The organism is Gordonia sp. 852002-51296_SCH5728562-b (assembly GCF_001665475.1).
Lineage (GTDB): Bacteria > Actinomycetota > Actinomycetes > Mycobacteriales > Mycobacteriaceae > Gordonia > Gordonia sputi.
Genome location: NZ_LZMI01000062.1, coordinates 106,018 through 126,574, shown reverse-complemented (window position 1 = coordinate 126,574; position 20,557 = coordinate 106,018). Strand labels below are relative to the sequence as shown.

At 66.1% G+C, this 20,557-nt stretch carries 18 protein-coding genes; 12 read left to right on the top strand and 6 right to left on the bottom strand.

Annotation, left to right across the window (positions count from 1 at the left end; all coding sequences use genetic code 11):
• The 3 genes from A5766_RS11695 to A5766_RS11685 form a co-directional block, all read left to right on the top strand.
• Positions 1-833: AIR synthase-related protein (locus A5766_RS11695; RefSeq protein ID WP_231894624.1), on the top strand; the 833-nt coding region annotated here is incomplete at its 5' end.
• Between the two features lie 118 nt (positions 834-951).
• Positions 952-1,425, top strand: a complete 474-nt coding sequence (locus tag A5766_RS11690; RefSeq protein ID WP_005204177.1) for a CD225/dispanin family protein — start codon at positions 952-954, stop codon at positions 1,423-1,425.
• Between the two features lie 23 nt (positions 1,426-1,448).
• The gene (locus A5766_RS11685) at positions 1,449-1,964 is read left to right on the top strand and encodes a DUF2752 domain-containing protein (protein ID WP_005204179.1); all 516 of its coding nucleotides are present in this window, start codon (positions 1,449-1,451) and stop codon (positions 1,962-1,964) included.
• A 12-nt stretch (positions 1,965-1,976) separates the two neighbouring features.
• Here the strand turns inward: A5766_RS11685 and A5766_RS11680 are convergent, their stop codons facing one another.
• Positions 1,977-2,873: a glycerophosphodiester phosphodiesterase gene (locus tag A5766_RS11680; RefSeq protein ID WP_051993764.1), complete on the bottom strand. Its 897-nt coding sequence runs from the start codon at positions 2,871-2,873 to the stop codon at positions 1,977-1,979.
• A 76-nt stretch (positions 2,874-2,949) separates the two neighbouring features.
• Here A5766_RS11680 and A5766_RS11675 point away from each other — a divergent pair, with 76 nt between their 5' ends.
• Positions 2,950-4,059 carry an NAD(P)H-dependent amine dehydrogenase family protein gene (locus A5766_RS11675; protein WP_005204184.1) on the top strand — a complete coding sequence of 370 codons (1,110 nt, stop codon included), beginning with the start codon at positions 2,950-2,952 and terminating at the stop codon, positions 4,057-4,059.
• A 4-nt stretch (positions 4,060-4,063) separates the two neighbouring features.
• Here the strand turns inward: A5766_RS11675 and A5766_RS11670 are convergent, their stop codons facing one another.
• The gene (locus A5766_RS11670) at positions 4,064-5,575 is read right to left on the bottom strand and encodes a glutamate--cysteine ligase (RefSeq protein ID WP_039855024.1); all 1,512 of its coding nucleotides are present in this window, start codon (positions 5,573-5,575) and stop codon (positions 4,064-4,066) included.
• Positions 5,576-5,678: 103 nt separating this feature from the next.
• Here A5766_RS11670 and A5766_RS11665 point away from each other — a divergent pair, with 103 nt between their 5' ends.
• The 3 genes from A5766_RS11665 to purM all read left to right on the top strand — a co-directional run bounded on the left by A5766_RS11665 (position 5,679) and on the right by purM (position 9,059).
• Positions 5,679-6,065 carry a sterol carrier family protein gene (locus tag A5766_RS11665; protein ID WP_005204186.1) on the top strand — a complete coding sequence of 129 codons (387 nt, stop codon included), beginning with the start codon at positions 5,679-5,681 and terminating at the stop codon, positions 6,063-6,065.
• A 154-nt stretch (positions 6,066-6,219) separates the two neighbouring features.
• A complete protein-coding gene (gene purF, locus A5766_RS11660; RefSeq protein ID WP_005204188.1) occupies positions 6,220-7,803 on the top strand; it encodes an amidophosphoribosyltransferase in 1,584 nt (527 codons plus the stop codon).
• Between the two features lie 131 nt (positions 7,804-7,934).
• A complete protein-coding gene (purM, locus tag A5766_RS11655; protein WP_039855026.1) occupies positions 7,935-9,059 on the top strand; it encodes a phosphoribosylformylglycinamidine cyclo-ligase in 1,125 nt (374 codons plus the stop codon).
• A 103-nt stretch (positions 9,060-9,162) separates the two neighbouring features.
• On the opposite strand, the gene A5766_RS23870 is transcribed toward purM, so the two are convergent.
• The 3 genes from A5766_RS23870 to ygfZ form a co-directional block, all read right to left on the bottom strand.
• Positions 9,163-9,339 carry a DUF3073 domain-containing protein gene (locus A5766_RS23870; protein WP_005204191.1) on the bottom strand — a complete coding sequence of 59 codons (177 nt, stop codon included), beginning with the start codon at positions 9,337-9,339 and terminating at the stop codon, positions 9,163-9,165.
• A 120-nt stretch (positions 9,340-9,459) separates the two neighbouring features.
• A complete protein-coding gene (locus tag A5766_RS11650; protein WP_005204194.1) occupies positions 9,460-10,122 on the bottom strand; it encodes an MOSC domain-containing protein in 663 nt (220 codons plus the stop codon).
• Positions 10,119-11,294, bottom strand: a complete 1,176-nt coding sequence (gene ygfZ, locus A5766_RS11645; protein WP_005204196.1) for a CAF17-like 4Fe-4S cluster assembly/insertion protein YgfZ — start codon at positions 11,292-11,294, stop codon at positions 10,119-10,121. Before ygfZ ends, A5766_RS11650 begins: the two co-directional genes overlap by 4 nt.
• Before the next feature lie 39 nt (positions 11,295-11,333).
• Between ygfZ and A5766_RS11640 the strand changes: the two genes are divergently transcribed.
• The 5 genes from A5766_RS11640 (at position 11,334) to cydC (ending at position 18,613) form a co-directional block, all read left to right on the top strand.
• On the top strand, positions 11,334-12,212 hold the full coding sequence (locus A5766_RS11640; protein WP_005204198.1) for an aminodeoxychorismate lyase: 879 nt from the start codon (positions 11,334-11,336) through the stop codon (positions 12,210-12,212).
• 230 nt (positions 12,213-12,442) lie between these two features.
• A complete protein-coding gene (locus A5766_RS11635) occupies positions 12,443-14,029 on the top strand; it encodes a cytochrome ubiquinol oxidase subunit I (RefSeq protein WP_005204199.1) in 1,587 nt (528 codons plus the stop codon).
• A 12-nt stretch (positions 14,030-14,041) separates the two neighbouring features.
• Positions 14,042-15,118, top strand: coding sequence for a cytochrome d ubiquinol oxidase subunit II (cydB, locus tag A5766_RS11630; RefSeq protein WP_005204202.1), 1,077 nt, complete (start codon positions 14,042-14,044; stop codon positions 15,116-15,118).
• A 5-nt stretch (positions 15,119-15,123) separates the two neighbouring features.
• On the top strand, positions 15,124-16,854 hold the full coding sequence (gene cydD / locus A5766_RS11625; protein WP_005204203.1) for a thiol reductant ABC exporter subunit CydD: 1,731 nt from the start codon (positions 15,124-15,126) through the stop codon (positions 16,852-16,854).
• Positions 16,847-18,613 (top strand): thiol reductant ABC exporter subunit CydC, encoded by a 1,767-nt coding sequence (cydC, locus tag A5766_RS11620; protein ID WP_005204205.1) that lies wholly within the window; start codon positions 16,847-16,849, stop codon positions 18,611-18,613. The genes cydD and cydC overlap by 8 nt, the downstream gene beginning before the upstream one ends.
• A 42-nt stretch (positions 18,614-18,655) precedes the next feature.
• On the opposite strand, the gene A5766_RS11615 is transcribed toward cydC, so the two are convergent.
• Positions 18,656-20,281: an HNH endonuclease signature motif containing protein gene (locus A5766_RS11615; protein WP_005204207.1), complete on the bottom strand. Its 1,626-nt coding sequence runs from the start codon at positions 20,279-20,281 to the stop codon at positions 18,656-18,658.
• Positions 20,282-20,557: the final 276 nt, after the last annotated feature.

The following is a 20,557-nucleotide window of genomic DNA, read 5'->3' as shown; positions in this document are numbered from 1 at the left end:
GGCGCTACACGTTCCTCGATCCGTACCGTGGTGCGCAGCTCGCGTTGGCCGAGGCGTACCGCAACGTGGCGGCGTCGGGCGCAACCCCGCGCGCGGTGACGAACTGCCTCAACTTCGGTTCGCCGGAGGATCCGGCGGTGATGTGGCAGTTCCAGCAGGCCGTGCACGGGCTGGCCGACGGGTGTCGTCAGCTCGGCATCCCGGTCACGGGCGGCAACGTCAGCTTCTACAACCAGACGGGGTCGACGCCGATCCTGCCCACCCCGGTCGTCGGTGTGCTCGGCGTGATCGACGACGTGCATCGTCGTCTCCCCACCGATTTCGGTACCGAACCCGGCGAGACGCTGATCCTGCTCGGTGAGACGCGCGACGAGTTCGACGGCTCGATCTGGGCGGAGGTCGCCTATGACCATCTCGGCGGTGTCCCGCCGGAGGTCGACCTCGACCACGAGAAGCTGCTGGCCGACATCCTGACCGCGGCCTCACGCGACGGCTTGGTCTCCGCCGCGCACGATCTCAGTGAGGGCGGACTGATCCAGGCTGTCGTCGAATCTGCGCTCGCAGGTGAAACCGGTTGCCGCATCCTGCTTCCCGAAGACGCTGATCCGTTTGTGTGGCTGTTCTCCGAATCGTCGGGACGTGTGCTGGTCGCCGTGCCGCGGACCGAGGAGTCGCGGTTCACCTCGATGCTCACCGCCCGACAGATGCCGTGGACGCGCATCGGCGTCGTCGATCAGGGTTCCGACTCGGTGACCGTGCAGGACCAGTTCGAGGTGACGCTCGACGAACTGCGCGCCGTGCACGAGGGCACGCTCCCGAAGCTCTTCGGCTGACGGTTCGGTTGGCATTTGTTCGGTCTGTCGGGTCTTCGAATGGATTCGACGGCCCGTATAGGGCGACTGCGGGTCTCGTCCGTTAGGCTCCACTCGACCAAACTCGAGAGGAATCCCGATGACCAACCCGTATGACCCGCAGGGCGACCCGCAGAAGGACGGCGGATACGGCCAGGCGCCCTACGGTGGCCAGCAATACGGGCAGCCGCAATACGGCCAGCCCCAGTACAACCAACCCCAGTACAACCAGCCCCAGTACGGTGGCCAGCCGCCCTATGGCGGCCAGCCCTACGGGCAGCCCCAATACGGCTATGGACCCGCAGCACCGGAAAACAATCTGGTGTGGGCGATCCTGTGCACCGTGCTCTGCTGCTTGCCGCTGGGCGTCGTGTCCATCGTCAAGGCGACGTCGGTGAACGGTCTGTGGGCGGCGGGCGACTACGCGGGCGCTCAGCAAGCAGCCGATGACGCCAAGAAGTGGGCCATGTGGGGTGCCATTGCCGGCGGTGCCAGCATCGTGATCAGCATCGTCGCCTATGTCATCTTCGCCGTCGTCCTGGTCTCCAGCGTCCCGTCGACCAGCTCCTACTGATCTCAACGGGCCGACCGACCGCGATGACCGACCCCGCGATGACCGACGGTGTGATGACCGACGGTGCCGTGCCGGACACGCGTCCTGTGCATACTCGCATCGAGCATGCGGTTCTCGGGACGGTCGGCGCGGTGTCGCGGCATCGCGTTGCCGGACCGGCCGTGGTTGTCGCCGCGGCGGTTGGCTGTTGCACCGCGATCTGGTTCGCCGATCCCACGACGCCGGGCGGTCCGTTGCCGATGTGTCCGACGAAGGCGCTGCTGCACATCGACTGTCCGGGCTGTGGTTCGCTGCGCGCGATCTACTGTCTGATGCACGGCAATGTCGGAGAAGCGTTGCGGTACAACGCGGTTGGCGTCGTCGCGATCGCCTTGCTCGGCTGGGCGTTCGTCGCCTACTGCGTGGGGTTGTGGCGGGGGCGCCGGGTGCGTAGTTGGCAGCACCTGCGCTTCGCCCCGTTCGCGACGCTGGTCGTTGTCGGTGTGTGGGTGGTGATCCGCAATATCCCCGTCGCGCCGTTCGACGCGTTGCGGGTCTGACACCGGTCGCCGCTAGTCCGACCGCTCGGATTCGGTTGCCTCCGCGACGATGTTCGCCGCGAAGAATCCCTCCGGATCGTCGGTGGTGATCTGGTCGGCACCACGGTCGACGAGCCGCGCGAACCTCGCCACCGATGACGTATCGGCGCGCGCGAGGGTATAGACGTCGACCTCGCGGCGCATCGCGTGAAACGCCGCGATCAGGTCGGCGCCGCGATCGGCGGCGCGCAGCACGAGTTCCTGGTCGAGATAGATCATCTCGGCGCGCGGTGAGTCGCGGCACGCGCTGAAGACGAAGCCACGGAAATCCCCCGAGCTCAGCGTCCGGCCGACCGCACCGCGGTGGCATGGGTCGTAGCCCACGTGGATATCCGGCGCGGCGTCGCAGAGAGCCGTGACCGCGTCGGCGTCGCCGCACGAGAGGATCGCGTTGTCGGCGAACGGTGCGACGGCCCGCGCGAAGACGGCGAGCGCCGTAGCGTCGAGGGCCGCCGCGTCCTCTTTGAAATCGAGTTGCAGTAGGGCGCCGTCGGCGATCTCGACACCGTCGAGCCTGCTCGCGAGGTCTTCGAGGAGCACGACGCTGTCGTCGGTCTGGTTGCCGGTGTTGTCGGTCAGACTCAGTCCACGCAGGTATGCCGCGGATGCGCGCGAGACGTCTCCCTGGCCTGTCGTCGAGTGTGCGAGGTCGCGATCGTGCAGCACGGCGAACCCGCGGTCGGCATGGATGAGAAGGTCGACTTCGACGCTCGCACCGACCCGCATCGCTTCGACGATGCGCGACGCGGTGAACGGGGTGTCGGAGGGTCGCCGCCTGGCGCGGTGCCACTTCAGCCTGGTTCGACGGCCCGCGTGCGTGACCGCGATCGGAGGCGGGGTGGATGAGGTGGAGTCATCGGAGCTCGACATCGGTGCCGACATTACGCCCGGTAGCGCATTGTCCGAATGCCGTCCGCAGATGTGGAACGTGTTCTAGTTTGATGGCATGAGTCTGCGCGTGGTCGAGTGGTCGACCGGAACTGTCGGAAAGCATGCGATCGCCGGAATCGACGCCCACCCCGATCTGGAACTGGTCGGTGTGTGGGTGTCCGATCCGGCGAAGGTCGGTCGAGATGCGGGTGAGCTGGCAGGCCTCGGCCGCGAACTAGGCGTCGTGGCGACGTCGGACGTCGACGAGTTGTTGGCCCTCGCGCCCGACTGCATTGTGCACACCGCGATGACAGACGACCGCGTCGTCGAGTCGATCAACGACCTGACGAGGTTCCTCGACGCGGGGATCAACGTGGTGTCGAGCGGGCCGGTCGTGCTGCAGTTCCCGCACGGGGTCCTGCCGGCGTCGATGATCGACCAGGTTGAGGCCGCGGCAGCCCGGACAGGCGCGACGTTGCACGTCAACGGTATCGATCCGGGATTCGCCAACGATGTGCTCCCACTGTCGATGACGAGCCTCGCGCAGCGCATCGACGAGCTCCGGTGCATGGAGATCGCCGACTACTCCACCTACTACCAACCCGTCGTGATGCGCGACCTGTTCGGCTTCGGCCAGCCGATGGACAGCACGCCGATGCTGTTGACGCCGGGTGTGCTGTCGATGGCGTGGGGGAGCGTCGTGCGACAGCTCGCGGCGGGCCTGGGCATCACGCTCGACGAACCGCTTGTCGAACGCGTCGAGAGGGTGGCTGCTGATCGTGACTACTCGACCGTATCGGTCGAGATTCCGCAGGGCACGATGGCAGCACTGCGGTTCGAGGTCGCTGGACAGGTCGACGGCACCGACCGGATCGTGCTCGAGCACGTCACCCGCACACATCCCGATCAGTGCCCGGAGTGGCCGAAACCCGTGGAGGGTGACGGCTCGTACCGCATCGTCGTGTCCGGCGAACCTCAGATGCAGGTGGAGTTCACCCACCACGGCGAGAACGGCGATCACAACGTCTCGGGCATGATCGTGACGGCGATGCGCCTGGTAAATGCGGTGCCCGCCGTGGTCGCGGCGCCCGCAGGGCTTGCCACCGCGCTCGATCTCCCGCTCGTCACCGGGCGTGGCCTCGTGGCGGGCGGCACCTATGCCGTCGCCGGCGAAGCGCGCCGGTAGTTAGTCAGGAAAGCGGCCACGCGTGCACGGGTTCGCCCTCGTGCATCAACGTGACGTAGTCGGCGAGCATGCCGTGCAGCGCCGCGTCGCGACTCTCGCCCGCGGCCTCGCGTGCGGCCACCGCGCGACGTTGCCACACGGCACCCGACTGTCGGGTGATGCAGCGCCCCTCGATCACGGACAGGTAGCGCGAGCGCGCCTTGTCCGACACCCCGAACGAGCGAAGACCCGACTCGGCCAACGGAAGTAGGCGCCGAAGCGTGAGTTCGTCCGGGCGTATCCACCCGACGCTCGGCCAGTACAGCTGACTGTCGAAGCCCGACCGCGCGCCCGCGTGGAGGTTCTCCGCGGCGGCGTCGAACGACATCTGTGACCACAGGGGCAGATCCTGTTCGACGAGTCCACGTACGACGCCGTAGTAGAACGCCGCGTTGGCCATGGTGTCGACGACGGTCGGTCCCGCTGGCAACACCCTGTTCTCGACGCGCAGGTGTGCCTGGCCGTCGACGACGTCGTAGACGGGACGATTCCAGCGGTAGACGGTCCCGTTGTGGAGTCGCAGTTCGTCGAGCGCGGGGATTCCGCCTGCGTCGAGCGTTGCGAGCGGATCCTCGTCGGACGACACGGGTAGCAGCGCCGGGAAGTATCGGGTGTTTTCGTCGAAGAGATCGAAGATGGTGTTGATCCAGCGCTCGCCGAACCACACCCGGGGCCGTACGCCCTGGTTCTTCAACTCGAGCGGGCGGGTGTCGGTTGCCTGCTCGAACACGGGGATGCGGCTCTCGTGCCACAGCGCAGTGTCGGCGAGGAACGGTGCGTTTCCCGCCAAGGCGACCTGCACACCTGAAATCGCCTGTGCGGCATTCCAATGCGAAGCGAAGTCTTCAGGTGCGACCCGCAGATGCAGTTGCAGGGAGGTGCAGGCGGCCTCGGGGAGAATTGAATCCGTTGCGGTGTGCAGACGTTCGGCGTCGTGGTGCTCGTCGAGGGGGACCCCGGTGATGTCGAGCTCGATGTCTTCACCGCGTGCGTCGAAGATCTGTCGATTCAACAGGTCGTAGCGTGGGTTGGCCGAAATCCAGTGGTGTGCAAAGTGTTCGGCGCGCAGTGTGGGCAGCATGCCGATCATCACGAGGTGGCTGTCGGTGGCCGCTGCCCGCTTCTCGGCGCGATTGAGCGAGGTGCGCAGAGCCTGCTCGAGCGAGATGGTGTCGTCGGTGGTGAAGGGGCGGGGCGAGACGTTGATCTCGATGTTGAACTGGCCGAGTTCGGTTTGGTAGTCGGGGTCGGCGATGGCGTCGAGGACCGCGGCGTTGGCCATCGCGGGATTCATCTCGGCGTCGACGAGATTGAGCTCGACCTCCATGCCCAGCAGGGGTTCGGGGGGTGCGCCGTGATCGGTGAACACTCCCTCGGCGAGCATGCGCGCGATCGCCTCGGTGCCGCGCGAGACCTGACGTCGGAAACGGACCCTGTCGGCTCCCGTGAACTTCTGATCCGGCACGTCGGTTCCCATGCGGTCAATGGTGCACGAACCGGGTGCTCGGGCACCGGCCATTCGGTCAACACCCTCGGAGGCGCCGGGATCGGGGTCGACGCGGCGGGTGCATCATTGCGGGATGCCTGCGCGAAAACCGATCGATCCGGCGGCTGCCCGCGCGGCGGTCCTCGCCGTCGCGCCCTGGTTGCGCGACGACACCCTGCCCGCGCCCGCCCGAGCCGAACTCGCCGCCGCGGTGCGGCTGACGGCGCGCACCCTCGAGGACATCGCGCCAGGGAACTCCGTCGAGGTGCGGGTGCCCCCGTTCGTGGCGGTGCAGTGCATCGAGGGGCCGCGGCACACGCGGGGCACACCACCCAACGTGGTCGAGACCGATCCGAGGTCGTGGCTCCTTCTGGCCGTCGGTGACGAGGATTTCGGCGACCTGGTCGCGAGCGGTGCGGTCTCGTCGTCGGGTAGCAGGGCCGACGAGGTGGCCACCTGGATGCCGCTGGTTCGCGTGTAGATGTGCGCGTGCGCTGGCTCACATGTGGAATAACCGCAGGTGCCACGCCGCTGCACAATTGGAAATGAAGGGCTACCGGCACGTAAACTTGCCGGTGGTTACCTTCGTCACGCGAAGCCCGCGCCGCCACGTTTCAGCCCAGGGAGCCCGTCGTATGCCGGATCTTTCGATCACAAGCGCCAACCTGCTGGCTCCTACCCAGCACGCCTGTCCCGCACGGGACGCGATGGACGAACCCGAGAACGAGCCGCGCGAGGAGTGCGGCGTTTTTGGTGTCTGGGCACCGGGCGAAGACGTCGCCAAACTCAGCTATTACGGCCTGTACGCCCTGCAGCACCGCGGCCAAGAGGCTGCGGGTATCGCGGTCGGCGACGGTTCACAGGTGCTGGTCTTCAAGGACCTCGGTCTGGTCAGTCAGGTCTTCGACGAGCAGACGCTCGGAGCGATGGTCGGTCACGTAGCCATCGGCCACTGCCGGTATTCGACGACCGGCTCGACCACCTGGGAGAACTCGCAGCCGATCTTCCGCACCACAGACGCCGGAACCGGAGTTGCCCTGGGGCACAACGGAAACCTCGTCAACACTGCTGATCTGGCAAGTCGCGCCCGTGAGCTGGGAATCGCCAGCGGAGCCGCGACGTCGGATTCCGACATCGTCGGCGCGCTGCTGGCTCACGGCGCTGCCGACAGCAGCATCGAACAGGCCGCGATGGAACTCCTGCCGACGCTGCGCGGTGCGTTCTGCCTGACCTTCATGGACGAGCACACCCTGTACGCGGCCCGCGATCCGCACGGTGTGCGACCGCTGTCGCTCGGCAGGCTCGACAGGGGATGGGTTGTCGCGTCCGAGACCGCGGCGCTCGACATCGTCGGCGCGTCGTTCGTCCGCGACATCGAACCCGGCGAGCTGCTGGCCATCGACGCCGACGGTGTGCGCAGCACCCGCTTCGCAGAGCCGACGCCCCGCGGTTGCGTCTTCGAGTACGTCTACCTCGCCCGTCCGGACAGCGTGATCCACGGGCGGTCGGTCCATTCGACCCGCGTCGAGATCGGTCGACGACTGGCCAGGGAGTTCCCCGCCGACGGCGACCTGGTGATCCCGGTGCCGGAGTCGGGTACGCCCGCAGCGGTCGGCTACGCCCAGGAATCGGGTATCCCCTACGGCCAGGGACTGATGAAGAACGCCTACGTCGGCCGCACGTTCATCCAGCCATCGCAGACCATTCGCCAACTCGGTATCCGCCTCAAGCTCAATCCGCTCAAGGAAGTGATCCGCGGCAAGCGGCTCGTCGTCGTCGACGATTCGATCGTCCGCGGCAACACCCAGCGGGCACTGATCCGGATGCTGCGCGAGGCGGGCGCGGCCGAGATCCACGTACGTATCGCGTCGAGTCCGGTGCGGTGGCCGTGCTTCTACGGCATCGACTTCGCGTCGCCCGCGGAGTTGATCGCCAACGGCATGGAGTCCGAGGAACACATGGTCGAGGGAGTGCGCCAGGCAATCGGCGCCGATTCGCTCGGTTACATCAGCATCGACGAGATGATCGCCGCCACGGATCAGCCGGCGTCGTCGCTGTGCGCGGCCTGCTTCGACGGAAACTATCCCATCGAACTCCCCAAGGAGACGTCGATGGGCAAGGCTGTCCTCGAGCAGATGCTCGCCAGCGCCGCAGGTGACGGCCGCGTCGACCCGCTGACCGTGCCGAACGACAACGCCAGCGCCGTCCTGCGGCCCTGATCCCAGCCTCCGGCGCAACCGCGCCACCGTGAACCCCCTCTCGTGAACTGCTGCCTGTGGCGACGCTCTGCGCGCTCTCCGGTAGCGTGTGATCCGACCATCAGCGATTGCGAACAGGGGTGCGCGCCTACATGTCCGAGAAGGATTCGGTAGCCAACGAACCGAGTACGGGCGACTCGACGCCGACGGATGCCGGAGCGTCGTACGCGGCTGCTGGTGTCGACATCGACGCAGGTGAGCGCGCCGTCGAACTGTTCGCCCCGCATGCAAAACGTGCCACGCGGCCCGAAGTGATGGGTGGATTGGGCGGGTTCGCCGGTCTGTTCGCGCTCAAGGGAAATTACCGTGAGCCGGTCCTCGCTGCGTCGAGCGATGGCGTCGGCACCAAACTCGCGGTCGCCCAGGCCGTCGGAAAGCACGACACCGTCGGACAAGACCTCGTCGCCATGTGCGTCGACGACCTCGTCGTGTGTGGTGCAGAGCCGCTCTTCCTGCAGGACTACATCGCCATCGGCAAGGTGATCCCGGAGGTCGTCGCAGAAATCGTCGCGGGCATCGCCGACGGCTGTGTGGCTGCCGGCTGCGCGCTGCTCGGCGGCGAGACGGCCGAGCACCCAGGGCTCATGCTGCCCGATCATTACGACCTCTCGGCCACCGCTGTCGGCATCGTCGAGGCCGACCAACTGCTGTCGCCGGAACGCGTACGCGCGGGCGACGTCGTGATCGCGATGGGTTCGTCGGGGCTGCACTCGAACGGCTACTCGCTCGCGCGCAAGGTGCTTCTCGAGTGGGGCCACATGGACCTGAGCGGTCATGTGGAGGAGTTCGGGCGCACGCTGGGCGAGGAACTCCTCGAGCCGACCCGCATCTACGCGCGTGACTGCCTTGCACTCGCTGCGGAGACCGACGTGCGGATCTTCGCGCACATCACCGGCGGTGGACTCGCCGAGAACCTCTCACGCGTCATCCCCGACGGCTTGGTCGCCGAGCTGGAACGCGGAACCTGGACGCCCGCACCGATTTTCGCGCTCATCGCGCAGCGTGGCCGCGTCGAGCAGGCCGAGATGGAACGCACATTCAACATGGGTGTCGGGATGGTCGCCATCGTCGCACCCGAGGACACCGACCGTGCGCTGGCCGTGCTGACCGCGCGCCACGTCGACAACTGGGTGTTGGGTTCGATCAAGCGTTCACCGGAACCGAAGAACCACGACGTCCCCAAGGTGACGGTCGTCGGAGAGCACCCTCGCTTTTAAGAAAGTCTGGGAGTAAGCATCGTCGGTGATGCGCACGGGACTGCCGAGCGCATCACCGACGTGACTAAAAGGTCGTGCGGGTTACCGCAGGAGAAGGGACGCGTCAGGCGCGCTTCCACTCCTCCTCTTCGGCCCACTCGTCCACAGGATTCGGACGGTCTGCCGAATCGTCCGACCCCGACAGCTCGCGTTGCAAGCTGTCGAAGTCGGTGTGGGGAGTGGAGTACTTGAGCTGACGAGCAACCTTCGTCTGCTTTGCTTTCGCCCGGCCGCGGCCCATATGGGACCCCCTCGCACAATGACGGGGCGGCCAAACTAGTGGCGGCCCCGTTCTCTAGGTAGTGAATCTGTCGTGCTGACCAGTCTAGCGCGCCCAAACGGATTCTGTGGATTGCCCTGCCTACGCGCGAGCGAGTTTCTTGGTGGCCTCGCGGCGGACCTTGGGAGCGAGGTCGTCGTCGGCCAGTAACGCACGCAATGAGCCGGCGTCGGTCCCGGTGATCAGGTGACGCACCCGCACACCGTGGTCGGGGCGGAACACGACGCGGATGTCGTCGCCCGCGCCGACCGTGCCCGGGTGGAGAACCCGCAGGTACGTGCCCACGTCTGAGCGGTCGAGGAACCGTTTGATCCACTGGGGTTCGTCAGCCCACGCGGCAAAGGTGCGGCACGGGATGCGGGGAATCGTGGTTTCGAGGAGCAGCCCGTCGTCGCCGATGGCCCACTGTTCGCCGACCAGCGCGTCGGTCACCGGGAGACCGGTCACCCGGAGGTTCTCGCCGAACCAGCCGTAAGGAAGTTCACGCCCGAGCGTCGTCGCCCACTCGTGTGCCTCTGCGTGGTCGTAGGCGTAGACGGCCTGGTCGAGTCCGCCGTGGTGCTTTCTGTCGCAGACGTGATCGGTGATGAGACCCTCGTCGCCGACGGACACCCTGCCGTGCTGCGGACGCTTGTCGATGGCGCTCACGCCGACACGTCCCAGGTCGATGTCGCGCTCGGCGACGCAGACCGCCAGGACGTGCCCGAGAAGCTCCTGCGGCTGCTCGCTCGCCGATGTGCTCATCGGCCGCGCAGCTTGTCGATCGCGGCTCGGCCGGCCTGTACCCGATCGTCGACCCGGATCGAGTCGGGATCGATGCGGGCGGGCAGTCCATCCCCGACCTCGAGCTCGACGTCGGGGCCGATTCCGCTCTTGACCAGGGCAAGGGCGATCGGTCCGAGTTCGAAATGGTCGATGACGGTTCCGACACGCCCGACGGTGCGTCCGCCCGCGGTCACGGTGGCGCCCGGCTCGGGCTTGTCGTCGGCGCTGCCGTCGAGGTGTAGCAGGACGAGTCGTCGGGGTGGTTTGCCGAGGTTGTGGACGCGCGCCACGGTCTCCTGGCCGCGGTAGCAGCCCTTGTCGAGATGGACGGCGCCGAACTCGTCGGGTCCGCCGATCCAGTTCAGCTCGTGGGGGATCGTTCGTTCGTCGGTGTCGATGCCGAGGCGGGGGTGCATGCCCGCGACCCGCAAGGCGTCGAACGCCCAGCTGCCGGCGGCGCGTGCGCCCGCTTCGAGCACCGTGTCCCACCAGCTCACGATCTGCGACTCGGGGACCACCAGGTCGACCACGGGGAGTGCGCCGGATGCGTGCGGGCCCTCCGACAGCGGCGGCATGATGCGCCAGAAGCCGAGCGGTTCTTCTTCGTGGTGGGCTTCGGGGAGGTCGCCAGCGGTGTACGGCGCGGCGTCGGGGTCGATCTCGAGCACCTCGGCGATCGGTCCGCGCAATACGTCGGGGCCGATGAGGGTCAGCACCTTCATGTCGGGTCGGGCCGCGGGCGCGACGTCGGACCAGAAGACCATCTTGGTGAAGAAGTCGAGTAGCGGTGTCCCCCGATCGCCCTCGGTGTCGATCCAGGTGACCTCGTCGACGTCGGTGACGACGAAGTGGTCTTCGATGCGACCGTTGATGTCGAGGGACAGCGACTCGGCGCTGCGTCGATCGGCGAGATGGCTCACATGCTGGCTGCTGATGTTGTGCAGCCAGGTGAGGCGATCGGAGCCGGGTACCTCGATCACTGCGCGATCGGAGCGGTCGATGATGACGGCACCGCGCACGGCGGCACGCTGTTCGCCGAGAGGATCGCCGTAATGCCACGCGAGCGTCGTCGACGAATCGTCTGAGGGAGAGTGCGGGTCAGCGACCGCGCCCTTGGTGGAATACCTGGTCAAGATCGGGGAGGGCGCCACCTCACTGATTCTACGCAGCGAACGCTAGCCTCGTGGACTATGTCGCACTCGATCCTGATGACCCTCGACGGTGAGCGCCACGAGCCTGACGAACCGTTCCTGCACGCCGACGACCTTGCCGCGGTGCGGGGCGACGGCATCTTCGAGACGCTGCTCGTGCGCGGGGGACGCGCGCGGTGCGTCGATTTGCACCTCGAACGCCTCACACGCAGTGCTGCGATGCTCGACCTCCCCGAGCCCGACGTCGACGCGTGGCGTGAGCTGATCGACGTCGCGGCCAAGCAGTGGACCGCCGACGCACCGCGCGGTGCCGAGGGCCTTGCGCGCCTGGTCTATTCGCGAGGCCGCGAGAGTGCGGGCGCAGACGGTCCGCCCACGGCGTATCTGACTGTCGGGCGTGTCGCCGATCGGGTGACGGCGGTCCGACGCGACGGTGTCTCTGTTGTCACGCTCGATCGGGGTTATTCGATCGACGCCGCGGCGAGCTCGCCCTGGCAACTCCTCGGTGCGAAGACGTTGAGTTACGCGACCAACATGGCGGCACTGCGGCACGCGGCGGCGCAGGGATTCGACGACGTCATCTATCTCAGCGCTGAGGGTGCGGTGCTCGAGGGTCCGCGTTCCACTGTCGTCGCCGTCTACGACAAGACCTTGGTCACGCCTCCCACCGAGGTCGGCATTCTTCCCGGAACCACGGCGAGAGCCACTTTCGAATTGGCCGAAAAAGAGGGATGGCGCACCGAGACGCGGATTCTGCGGACAGCTGACCTGATTGCCGCGGATTCGTTCTGGCTCGTGAGTAGCGTCACCTTGGCTGCGCGAGTGACAGCACTCAACAGATACGTAACGCCCGTGGCGTCGAATACTGAGCAGTTCGCCGATTTGGTGGACCGTGCCATCTGCGATGACTCAGAATAGGCGGGTCGGCAGCATAGCTTTGTGGAGTCCCCCGCCGAGTCGCCGGCGTGAGTTTGAGACACGGCTCATAACTTCATCCTGACGACGGGACCTTTGGCTGCTTGTCCCCAGGATCGGCCCAGCGTAGCGTCGTCGACAACGAGCTACTACGTGGTGTCGTAGCAAGCTCGTGTTTTCGTACCAGGACGCGTCTCCCAGCCCGGGGGCGCGGCTATGAGATTCGAGACGCGATGAACGCTCTGGATTTGTCACGATGGCAGTTCGGAATCACGACTGTCTATCACTTCATTCTTGTTCCGTTGACCATCGGTCTCGCGCCGATGGTCGCGATCATGCAAACGGTCTGGTTCAAGACCGGGAATGAGCAGTGGTTGAGGGCCACGAAATTCTTCGGGAAGCTTTTCCTGATCAACTTCGCGCTCGGCGTCGCAACCGGCATCGTGCAGGAGTTCCAGTTCGGAATGAACTGGAGCGAATACAGCAGGTACGTCGCCGATGTCTTCGGCGCGCCGCTCGCCCTCGAGGGGCTGATCGCCTTCTTCCTCGAGTCGACGTTCCTCGGGTTGTGGATCTTCGGCTGGAGTCGCCTGCCGCGACCCATTCACCTCGCAACGATCTGGTTGGTCACGATCGGCGTCACCGCGTCGGCGTACTTCATCATCGCAGCGAACTCGTTCATGCAGCATCCGGTCGGCGTCGAGTGGAGCGATGAGCGCAATCGTCCTGCGATGAACAACTTCTGGGCGGTGATCACCAACAACACCACCCTTGCCGCGTTCCCGCACGTGATCGTCGGTGCGTGGCTGACCGCGGCAACATTCGTCGCGGCCATCGGTGCGTGGTGGATGGCTCGAAACATGTGGCGCGCCAAGAAGTTGCGCGAGGCCATCGAGACGGGCGACACCTCCGATATGCCCAAGACCACCTCGCCCAGCCAGATCGACGCCACGCCAGAGGATCTGGAACGAGATGCACGACGACTCTGGCGCCCGGTCACCCGATTCGCGTGCTGGGTGGCGATCGTCTCGGGAGTGTTGCTGATCATCACCGGCGACTACCAGGCGCAGATCATGTTCAAACAGCAGCCGATGAAGATGGCTGCGGCCGAATCACTGTGTGAGACACAGACGAATGCGGGCTTCTCCGTGCTCTCGATCGGTAGGCAGAACAACTGCGACCACATCGACCACGTGATCGAGGTGCCCGGCATGTTGTCGTTCATGGCGACGCATCGCTTCAACCAGACCCTCAAGGGTGTCAACGAGTTGCAGCGGGAGTACACCGAGAAGCTGGCAGGCACCCCGGGTGTGCCCCCGAATCAGAACTTCGCGCCGAACCTGTTCGTCACCTACTGGGGATTCCGCGCGATGATCACGTGGGCTCTCGGTTCGGTCATCGTCGCCTTCGGCGGACTGTGGTTGACGCGGAAAAAGAAGGTGATCAGTTCACGTAAGTTCGGTCTGCTCGCGCTGTGGATGATCCCAACCCCGTTCCTGGCCAACGCATCCGGGTGGATCTTCACCGAGATGGGTCGCCAGCCGTGGGTGGTGGTGCCGAACTGGCAGGACAACCTCGACCCGACGCGAATACACATGCTGGTGCAGAACGGCGTCTCCAATCACACCGCCCCGATCGTCTGGGTGACGCTGATCGGCTTCACCGTCCTCTATGGCGCACTCGGCGTCGTCTGGTTCTTGTTGCAGCGCCGCTACATCATCGAGGGCCCCGGTCCACACGACGACGTGCCGCCGGTGCTCGACAACGATGTCACCGACCACGATGCCGATGGTCCCAAGCAACTGACGTTCGCGTACTGAGGAGTGGGAGAGATGCTCGGAAATCTCTGGTTCATCATCGTCGCCATTCTGTTCGTCGGATACTTCGTCCTCGAAGGCTTCGACTTCGGTGTCGGCATGCTCATGCCGTTACTGGGACGCAGCCATACCGGCGGCGACAGCAAGGTATCCGCGGACGACGACGCCGCGGACAACGACAAACGACGCCGCGTGCTGCTCAACACGATCGGGCCGGTGTGGGACGGCAACGAGGTCTGGCTGCTGACGGCAGGCGGCGCGCTGTTCGCCGCGTTCGGCGGGTGGTACGCGACCATGTTCTCGGCGCTGTACCTGCCGCTGTTCCTCATCCTTGTCGGCCTGATCGCCCGCGTCGTCTCGATCGAATGGCGTGGCAAGATCAACAATCCCAAGTGGCGGCAGTGGTGCGACGTCGGTATCGGACTCGGCTCGTGGATTCCGGCCATTCTGTGGGGCGTCGCGTTCGCCAACGTCGTTCGTGGTCTGCCGATCGACGAGGCGCACCAGTACACCGGCGGGTTCTTCAACCTTCTCAACCCGTACGGACTGCTGGGTGGAGTCACGACGTTGCTGGTGTTCCTCACCCACGGCGCGATCTTCCTCAGTCTCAAGACCGGTGGTGTGCTGGAAGAGGATTCGAAGAAGTACGCCAAGGTGCTCGCCATTCCCACGCTGGTCGTCGCGGCAGTCTTCCTGCTGTGGACGCAGTTCGCCTACGGCAACGGCTGGACGTGGATCCCGGTGTTGATCGCGGCCGTCGCAGCGGTCGTCATGGTGATCGCCACGCAGGCCGAACGGGAGGGAATCGCGTTCACCGCCAACGCGATTGCCATCGCCGGTACGGTTGCCTCACTCTTCGCGTGTCTGTTCCCGAATGTGCTCCCGTCGACGACCGATTCGGCGTTCAACCTGACCGTGGCGAACACGGCGTCGAGCGACTACACGCTCACGGTGATGACGATCGCCGCGGTGGTCGTCACGCCGATCGTGATCGCGTACCAGGCCTGGACGTACTGGGTGTTCCGCAAGCGCCTGTCGGTTGACCAGATCCCAGAGTCGATCGGGTTGTCGTCGCTGAAGGCGTGGGAGTAAGCCCGGTGGGCGCCCCGGCCGATAGCCGGGGTGCCCCACCGGCCTCGGGGGCCAAGCGTCGCGGGGGTCCGCCTCTCGATCCTCGCCTGCTCAAGTACTCGCCGTCGACCCGCCGCTACGTTGCGGTGACCGCGATCTCGGCGTCGATCACCACTGTCGCGATGCTTGTCGCCGCGGCGATGACGGCGTCGATCCTGTCGGAGATCATCGTCGACCCCGCACGCAGGTCGATCTCGGCGCAGTCGACGCATCTGTGGATTCTGGCCTGCGCGTTGGCAGTCCGCGTGATCATGTCGTACGCGCATGACCGGTACGCGCACCGTGCGTCGGCGTCGACCATTGCGGAGCTGCGTGCGCGAGCGCTGCGTGTGTTGACCGATCCCGACCGCACCCCGACGCGAGAGTTGGTGCGACGCAGGGAACATGCGACGACGGTCCTGTTGCGCGGACTCGACGCTCTGGGGCCGTATCTGTCGGGATATGTTCCCGCGTTGATCGTGACGGTGCTGGTGACCCCGACCGTCGTGATCGTGATCGGATTGGCCGACTGGCCGTCGGCGTTGATCATCATCATCACGCTGCCGCTCATCCCGTTGTTCATGATCCTCATCGGACTGATGACCCGGGATCGTACCGAGCGCAAGCTCAAGACGATGAGCACGCTGAATTCACAAGTCCTCGACCTGATCGCAGGGCTGCCGACGTTGCGTGCACTCAATCGAGCAAAGGCGCCGGCGGAACGCGTCGCCGAGCTGGGTCGAGAACACAAGCGCAGCACCATGTCCGGGCTGCGGGTGGCGTTTCTCTCCGGTGGTGTGCTCGAGTTCTTGGCGACGCTGTGTGTCGCTCTGGTCGCGGTGGGCATCGGATTGCGGCTGGTGTTCGGCGATATGAGCCTGTACGCCGGTGTCTTCGCACTCATCCTCGCGCCCGAGGCGTATCTGCCGCTACGTCAGGTGGGTGCGCAGTTCCACAATTCGGCCGATGGGGTCGCCGCGGCGAACGAGGTGCTGGAGCTGATCGATTCCGGCGATGTCACTGCACCGTCGACATCTCGTCGAACGCGCACGTGCACCGTTGCGGGAGAACCGATCCGGCTTCTCGACGTCGGCGTCCATGGGCGTGACGGCTGGGCGCCCTACGGCCTGACGACCACCATCGAACCCGGACAGTTCACGTTGTTCACCGGCCCGAACGGCGCCGGTAAGTCGACGGCCGTCGCGACCATGCTCGGCCTGATCGCACCCGACGACGGGTCGGTGCTGGTCGGCTCGATCCCGGTCGCAGAACTCGAACCGACCGCGTACCACGAGCAGGTGATCTGGCTTCCGCAACAACCGGTCATCGTGCCGGGGACCGTCGCCGAGAATCTCGCACTCTTCGGGCAGTTGGCGCCGGAATCATTCGAAGCGGCCTCCACGGCAACAGGTTTCGACGACGTGGTGCGATCCCTACCGAATGGACTCGACACCGTACTCGGAGCGGGCGGTGTCGGTCTGTCTGCGGGCCAGCGTCAACGCCTCGCGTTGACACGGGCGTTGGCGTCACCGGCGCCGCTGTTGTTGCTCGACGAGCCGACGGCTCATCTCGACGCGGCGTCGGAAGCGTCGGTGCTCGGTGCGATCGCACGGCGTGCGTGGGCAGGCGACACGGTGGTCGTCGTCGCGCATCGTCCGGTTGCGCGTGCCTATGCCGACAGCATCGTCGAATTTCCGGAGGTGATCGGCGTTGGCTGACAACAAGACCGGCTGGCGCAGCGATCCGCTTGTGCGTGCATTGGGTTTCCTCGATCTGAGGTGGAAGCCGGTTGCGCGGTCGTTGTTGCTCGGGGTCGCCGGTGCGCTGGCGGCGTTGGGCTTGGCCGCGCTGTCTGCGTGGCTGATCACGCGCGCCTGGCAGATGCCGCCTGTGTTGTTTCTGTCGGTCGCGATCACCGCGGTACGCGCGCTGGGTATCTCGCGCGGTCTGTTCCGCTACCTGGAGCGGCTGGCGACACATGATCTGGCGCTCGGCGGTATGGCGACAGCGCGGGAACGGCTGTACCTGGCGTTGGCCACCGGTTCGCCCGCGTACTCGGTCACATTGCGACGTGGCGATCTGCTGACCCGCACCGGCGACGACATCGACGAACTCGGTAACGCACTGATCCGTGGACTGATCCCGATCGGCGTCGGATTCACCACGTCGCTCGCGGCAATCATCATCATGGCGTTCGTATCCGGTTGGGCTGCAATCGTGTTGGCGGTGGCGCTCATCGTCAGCGGTGTCGTTGCGCCGTGGCTCGCGGCGCGTGGGTCGGCGCGCGCCATCGCCGACAGTGCCGCCGCGAGCACGCGAGCCGCCGACACCGCGTCCACCGCGCTCTGGCACGCGCCGGAGCTGATCGTCGGACGGCGTCGTGACGCGGTGTTGGCCGACGCCCGTGTCGCGGACGAGGACGCCATCGTTGCTGCCGATCGTGGTGTGCGCGTTCAGTCACTGGCAGCCGCGGCCACGCCGCTTTCGCTGGGGGTCTCGCTGCTGGCCGCGTGCTTGATCGGTATCCACCTGGCTTCGTCGACGTCGGGCTCCCTCGCCGACGTCGCGAGCGGACACGGACTGACCCCGATGATCCTCGGCGTGCTGATCCTGTTGCCGCTCTCGGCATTCGAGTCGACGGCACCGCTGACCGAGGCGGGCATCCAACTGGAGCGCAGCCGCCAGAGCGCGGCGCGCGTGATGGCGCTGGTCGACGGTGCCCGTGCCGAAGGTGCCCAGGTCGAAGTTTCTGCGGATAGCGCCGACGACATCGACGTGCCGGTATACGCAGGGCCGGTGACGATGACGCTCGATCAACTGAGGTGGGGATGGCCCGCGACGGCCGACGGCACACCGCCGACGCTCGGCCCAGACGAGGGCATCTCCCAGGTTCTTTCGCCGGGATCGCGGCTTGCCGTTGTCGGCCCGAGCGGCATAGGAAAGTCGACGCTGCTGCTGACCATCGCCGGTCTGCTCGAGCCGCGTGCCGGTTCGGTGACTGCGACCGCTCAGGACGGTGCGCCGGTCGCATTGCGCTCGGCCGCATGTTATTTCGCCGAAGAAGCGCACACCTTTTCGACGACGCTCGGCGAGAACCTGCGCGTGGCCCGTGGCGACGTGACCGACGACGAGATGCGCGAGGCGCTGGCGACCGTCGGCCTCGGCGACTGGGTGGCAGGTCTGCCCGACGGCCTCGACACGGTGCTGACCGGTGGGGCGGAGGCGATCAGCGGCGGGCAGCGTCGTCGACTGTTGCTTGCCCGTGCACTGCTGCACCGGGCACCGGTGGTGCTGCTCGACGAGCCGACCGAACACCTCGACGCCGCGGACGCAGAGCAGTTGCTGGCCCGCCTGCTGACGCCGGTGGGAGGCATGTTCGGTCCCGAGCGGACCGTGGTGGTCGTGACGCACCAGCCACCCCGCGCGGAGTCTGCTGACTTCGTGCGGATCGAATGGGAACCGGTCGGCTCCCAGTAGGTGTGGCGAGTGCCAGTAGGCGAGTGCCCGGTAGGCGAGTGCTCAGTAGGGCGGCGGGTTCTCGTCGTTCCAACGTTTTTCGGCACGCTCTGCTCGACGCCGCTTGGCGTCGTGTGCGGCGTTGATTCGTCGATTGGCAGGGTGATCGGGTGGCTTCTGCCTGTGCAAGCCTCGGAAGAGGTTGAAGCCCGTGAACGCATTGCCGACGAAGGTGTGCCCGGTGGGGGAGACGAACAGAGTTGTCCCCATCACGGTCTGCAGGTCGCGCCAGTTGCCGAAGGTCTTGATCCTGTGGTGAAACCTGCACAGCGGCTTGAGGTTTGCCGCAACTGTGGCGCCTCCGGCCTGCGGGTTGCTGCGGTTGAAAGCCTCGCCGTGGTCGACGTCGGCGCGCCATACCGGGTTGCTGCACCCGGGGAATGTGCAGCACAGCTCGCCCGAGCGGATCAGGGCGTCGAGCTTCTTGCTCGGCGTGTACCGCAGTGCCGATGAGGCGGCGCGCTCGTTGATCGCCGCGGGATCCAGGAAGTCGATCTCGGCGTCCGTGAGTAGCTTTCGGATCGTCTCCGCATCGACGACGCCGTGTCCGTCGATGAATCCGGGCATGTCGTCGTGGCCATTGATGGTGGATTCGTTGACGACGACGTGGATGACCGCTCTCGGCGAAGGCGGGACCAATGGTGCCGGTGCGGCGGCGTGGTCGGGCAGGTCGTGGGACGGTTCGCCGGCGGACTCGGCGACCTCGGCCGCCGCAGCGCAGGCCTCGCATCTACAGGTGAGGTGGCTCTCGCCGTGCGCGAAGGCGGTGAGCGCGTCGGCTCGACGTTGTGCGTGAGTGCGCGGGTCGGCGTCGTGGACGGCGTCGGCCATCGAGTTGAGCCGGGCATTGATCATGACACCGGACTCGATGGGCAGCGTGCCGCTGATGCGGGACTGTCCCGGCTGGTGCCGGTCAGGCCGTACCTGCACGTCGCGGTCGTGGTCGACGAGCTCGCGCTGCCTCTTGACCGCGGGAGGGTCGAGTTGTGCGACGACGCTGTCGACGAGTGCCTTGAGTCGTGTCGTCGACATCTTGTCGCGCGCCAGCAGTGCCGAGGCGATTCGGGAGTCGACGTCGGCGATGGTGTCGGGTCCGCACAGAGCGGTGCGTGACAGGACGACGAGGAACTGGGGCAGGTCGAGACGTCCGCACGCGAGCACCGATCCGGTGAGCGGCAGGCGATAGCGGACGGCATGCCCGGCGGTGATCAGCTCACGTGCCCTGGCGGGCGAGACCGAGAGGACCGCGCCGACGTCGGCGATGGTGCGCTCGAGTCCGTCCGGACCGAACCGGGCGCGCGGGTCACCACCGGATCTGGCGAGCGTGGTCAGCGCGTGCAGATCCTCCGGAGAGGCAACGGGACCGGGGTGCGCTTCGCCGATTTCTGAGCCGTAGTCTTCCTCGTGCTCTTCGTGAATCAGACTGATAGCCTGCAGCATTCGATAATCGGCACTGGCGCGCACCGACGCGCAGTGCGCGATGATCTCGACCAGATCGGTCTTCGACAGCTCCTCGTCCTCGCACATCTGCTCGACGATCGGCGGCATCGTCGGCGCGCCGAAGAGCCCGGCATCAGACGACGCGCCGGGCGCTGCTGCGTCGGCGTCGAGAGTGGTTTCCAAGGACATGAACCAAACATACATTCGAGGTCTGACAAAAAATCTCACCGAAGATCCGACCGCGGTATGCGCATCGAAAAAGGCGTTGCGAGCACCTCGGGGCGGGCGTACGTTCGGTCGTACACGAGAAAGGAGGTGGTCTGAAGTTGTATGACATACGGACACGTGAGGTGGCCATCCGCTAACGGCGGACCGCCTGTGACTTAGGCACTTTCGCCGGCACTTGTGCTCGTTGGCGAATACCAGATGGTCACCCGACCCCCGCATCCGGCCGTCCGGCCGATG

What these genes read in the sequence shown, in the direction of transcription:
- A5766_RS11690 (WP_005204177.1), top strand. Translation starts at nt 952, where the DNA reads ATGACCAACCCGTATGACCCGCAGGGCGACCCGCAGAAGGACGGCGGA.
- A5766_RS11685 (WP_005204179.1), top strand. Translation starts at nt 1,449, where the DNA reads ATGACCGACCCCGCGATGACCGACGGTGTGATGACCGACGGTGCCGTG.
- A5766_RS11680 (WP_051993764.1), bottom strand. Translation starts at nt 2,873, where the DNA reads ATGTCGAGCTCCGATGACTCCACCTCATCCACCCCGCCTCCGATCGCG.
- A5766_RS11675 (WP_005204184.1), top strand. Translation starts at nt 2,950, where the DNA reads ATGAGTCTGCGCGTGGTCGAGTGGTCGACCGGAACTGTCGGAAAGCAT.
- A5766_RS11670 (WP_039855024.1), bottom strand. Translation starts at nt 5,575, where the DNA reads ATGGGAACCGACGTGCCGGATCAGAAGTTCACGGGAGCCGACAGGGTC.
- A5766_RS11665 (WP_005204186.1), top strand. Translation starts at nt 5,679, where the DNA reads ATGCCTGCGCGAAAACCGATCGATCCGGCGGCTGCCCGCGCGGCGGTC.
- purF (WP_005204188.1), top strand. Translation starts at nt 6,220, where the DNA reads ATGCCGGATCTTTCGATCACAAGCGCCAACCTGCTGGCTCCTACCCAG.
- purM (WP_039855026.1), top strand. Translation starts at nt 7,935, where the DNA reads ATGTCCGAGAAGGATTCGGTAGCCAACGAACCGAGTACGGGCGACTCG.
- A5766_RS23870 (WP_005204191.1), bottom strand. Translation starts at nt 9,339, where the DNA reads ATGGGCCGCGGCCGGGCGAAAGCAAAGCAGACGAAGGTTGCTCGTCAG.
- A5766_RS11650 (WP_005204194.1), bottom strand. Translation starts at nt 10,122, where the DNA reads ATGAGCACATCGGCGAGCGAGCAGCCGCAGGAGCTTCTCGGGCACGTC.
- A5766_RS11640 (WP_005204198.1), top strand. Translation starts at nt 11,334, where the DNA reads ATGTCGCACTCGATCCTGATGACCCTCGACGGTGAGCGCCACGAGCCT.
- A5766_RS11635 (WP_005204199.1), top strand. Translation starts at nt 12,443, where the DNA reads ATGAACGCTCTGGATTTGTCACGATGGCAGTTCGGAATCACGACTGTC.
- cydB (WP_005204202.1), top strand. Translation starts at nt 14,042, where the DNA reads ATGCTCGGAAATCTCTGGTTCATCATCGTCGCCATTCTGTTCGTCGGA.
- A5766_RS11615 (WP_005204207.1), bottom strand. Translation starts at nt 20,281, where the DNA reads ATGTCCTTGGAAACCACTCTCGACGCCGACGCAGCAGCGCCCGGCGCG.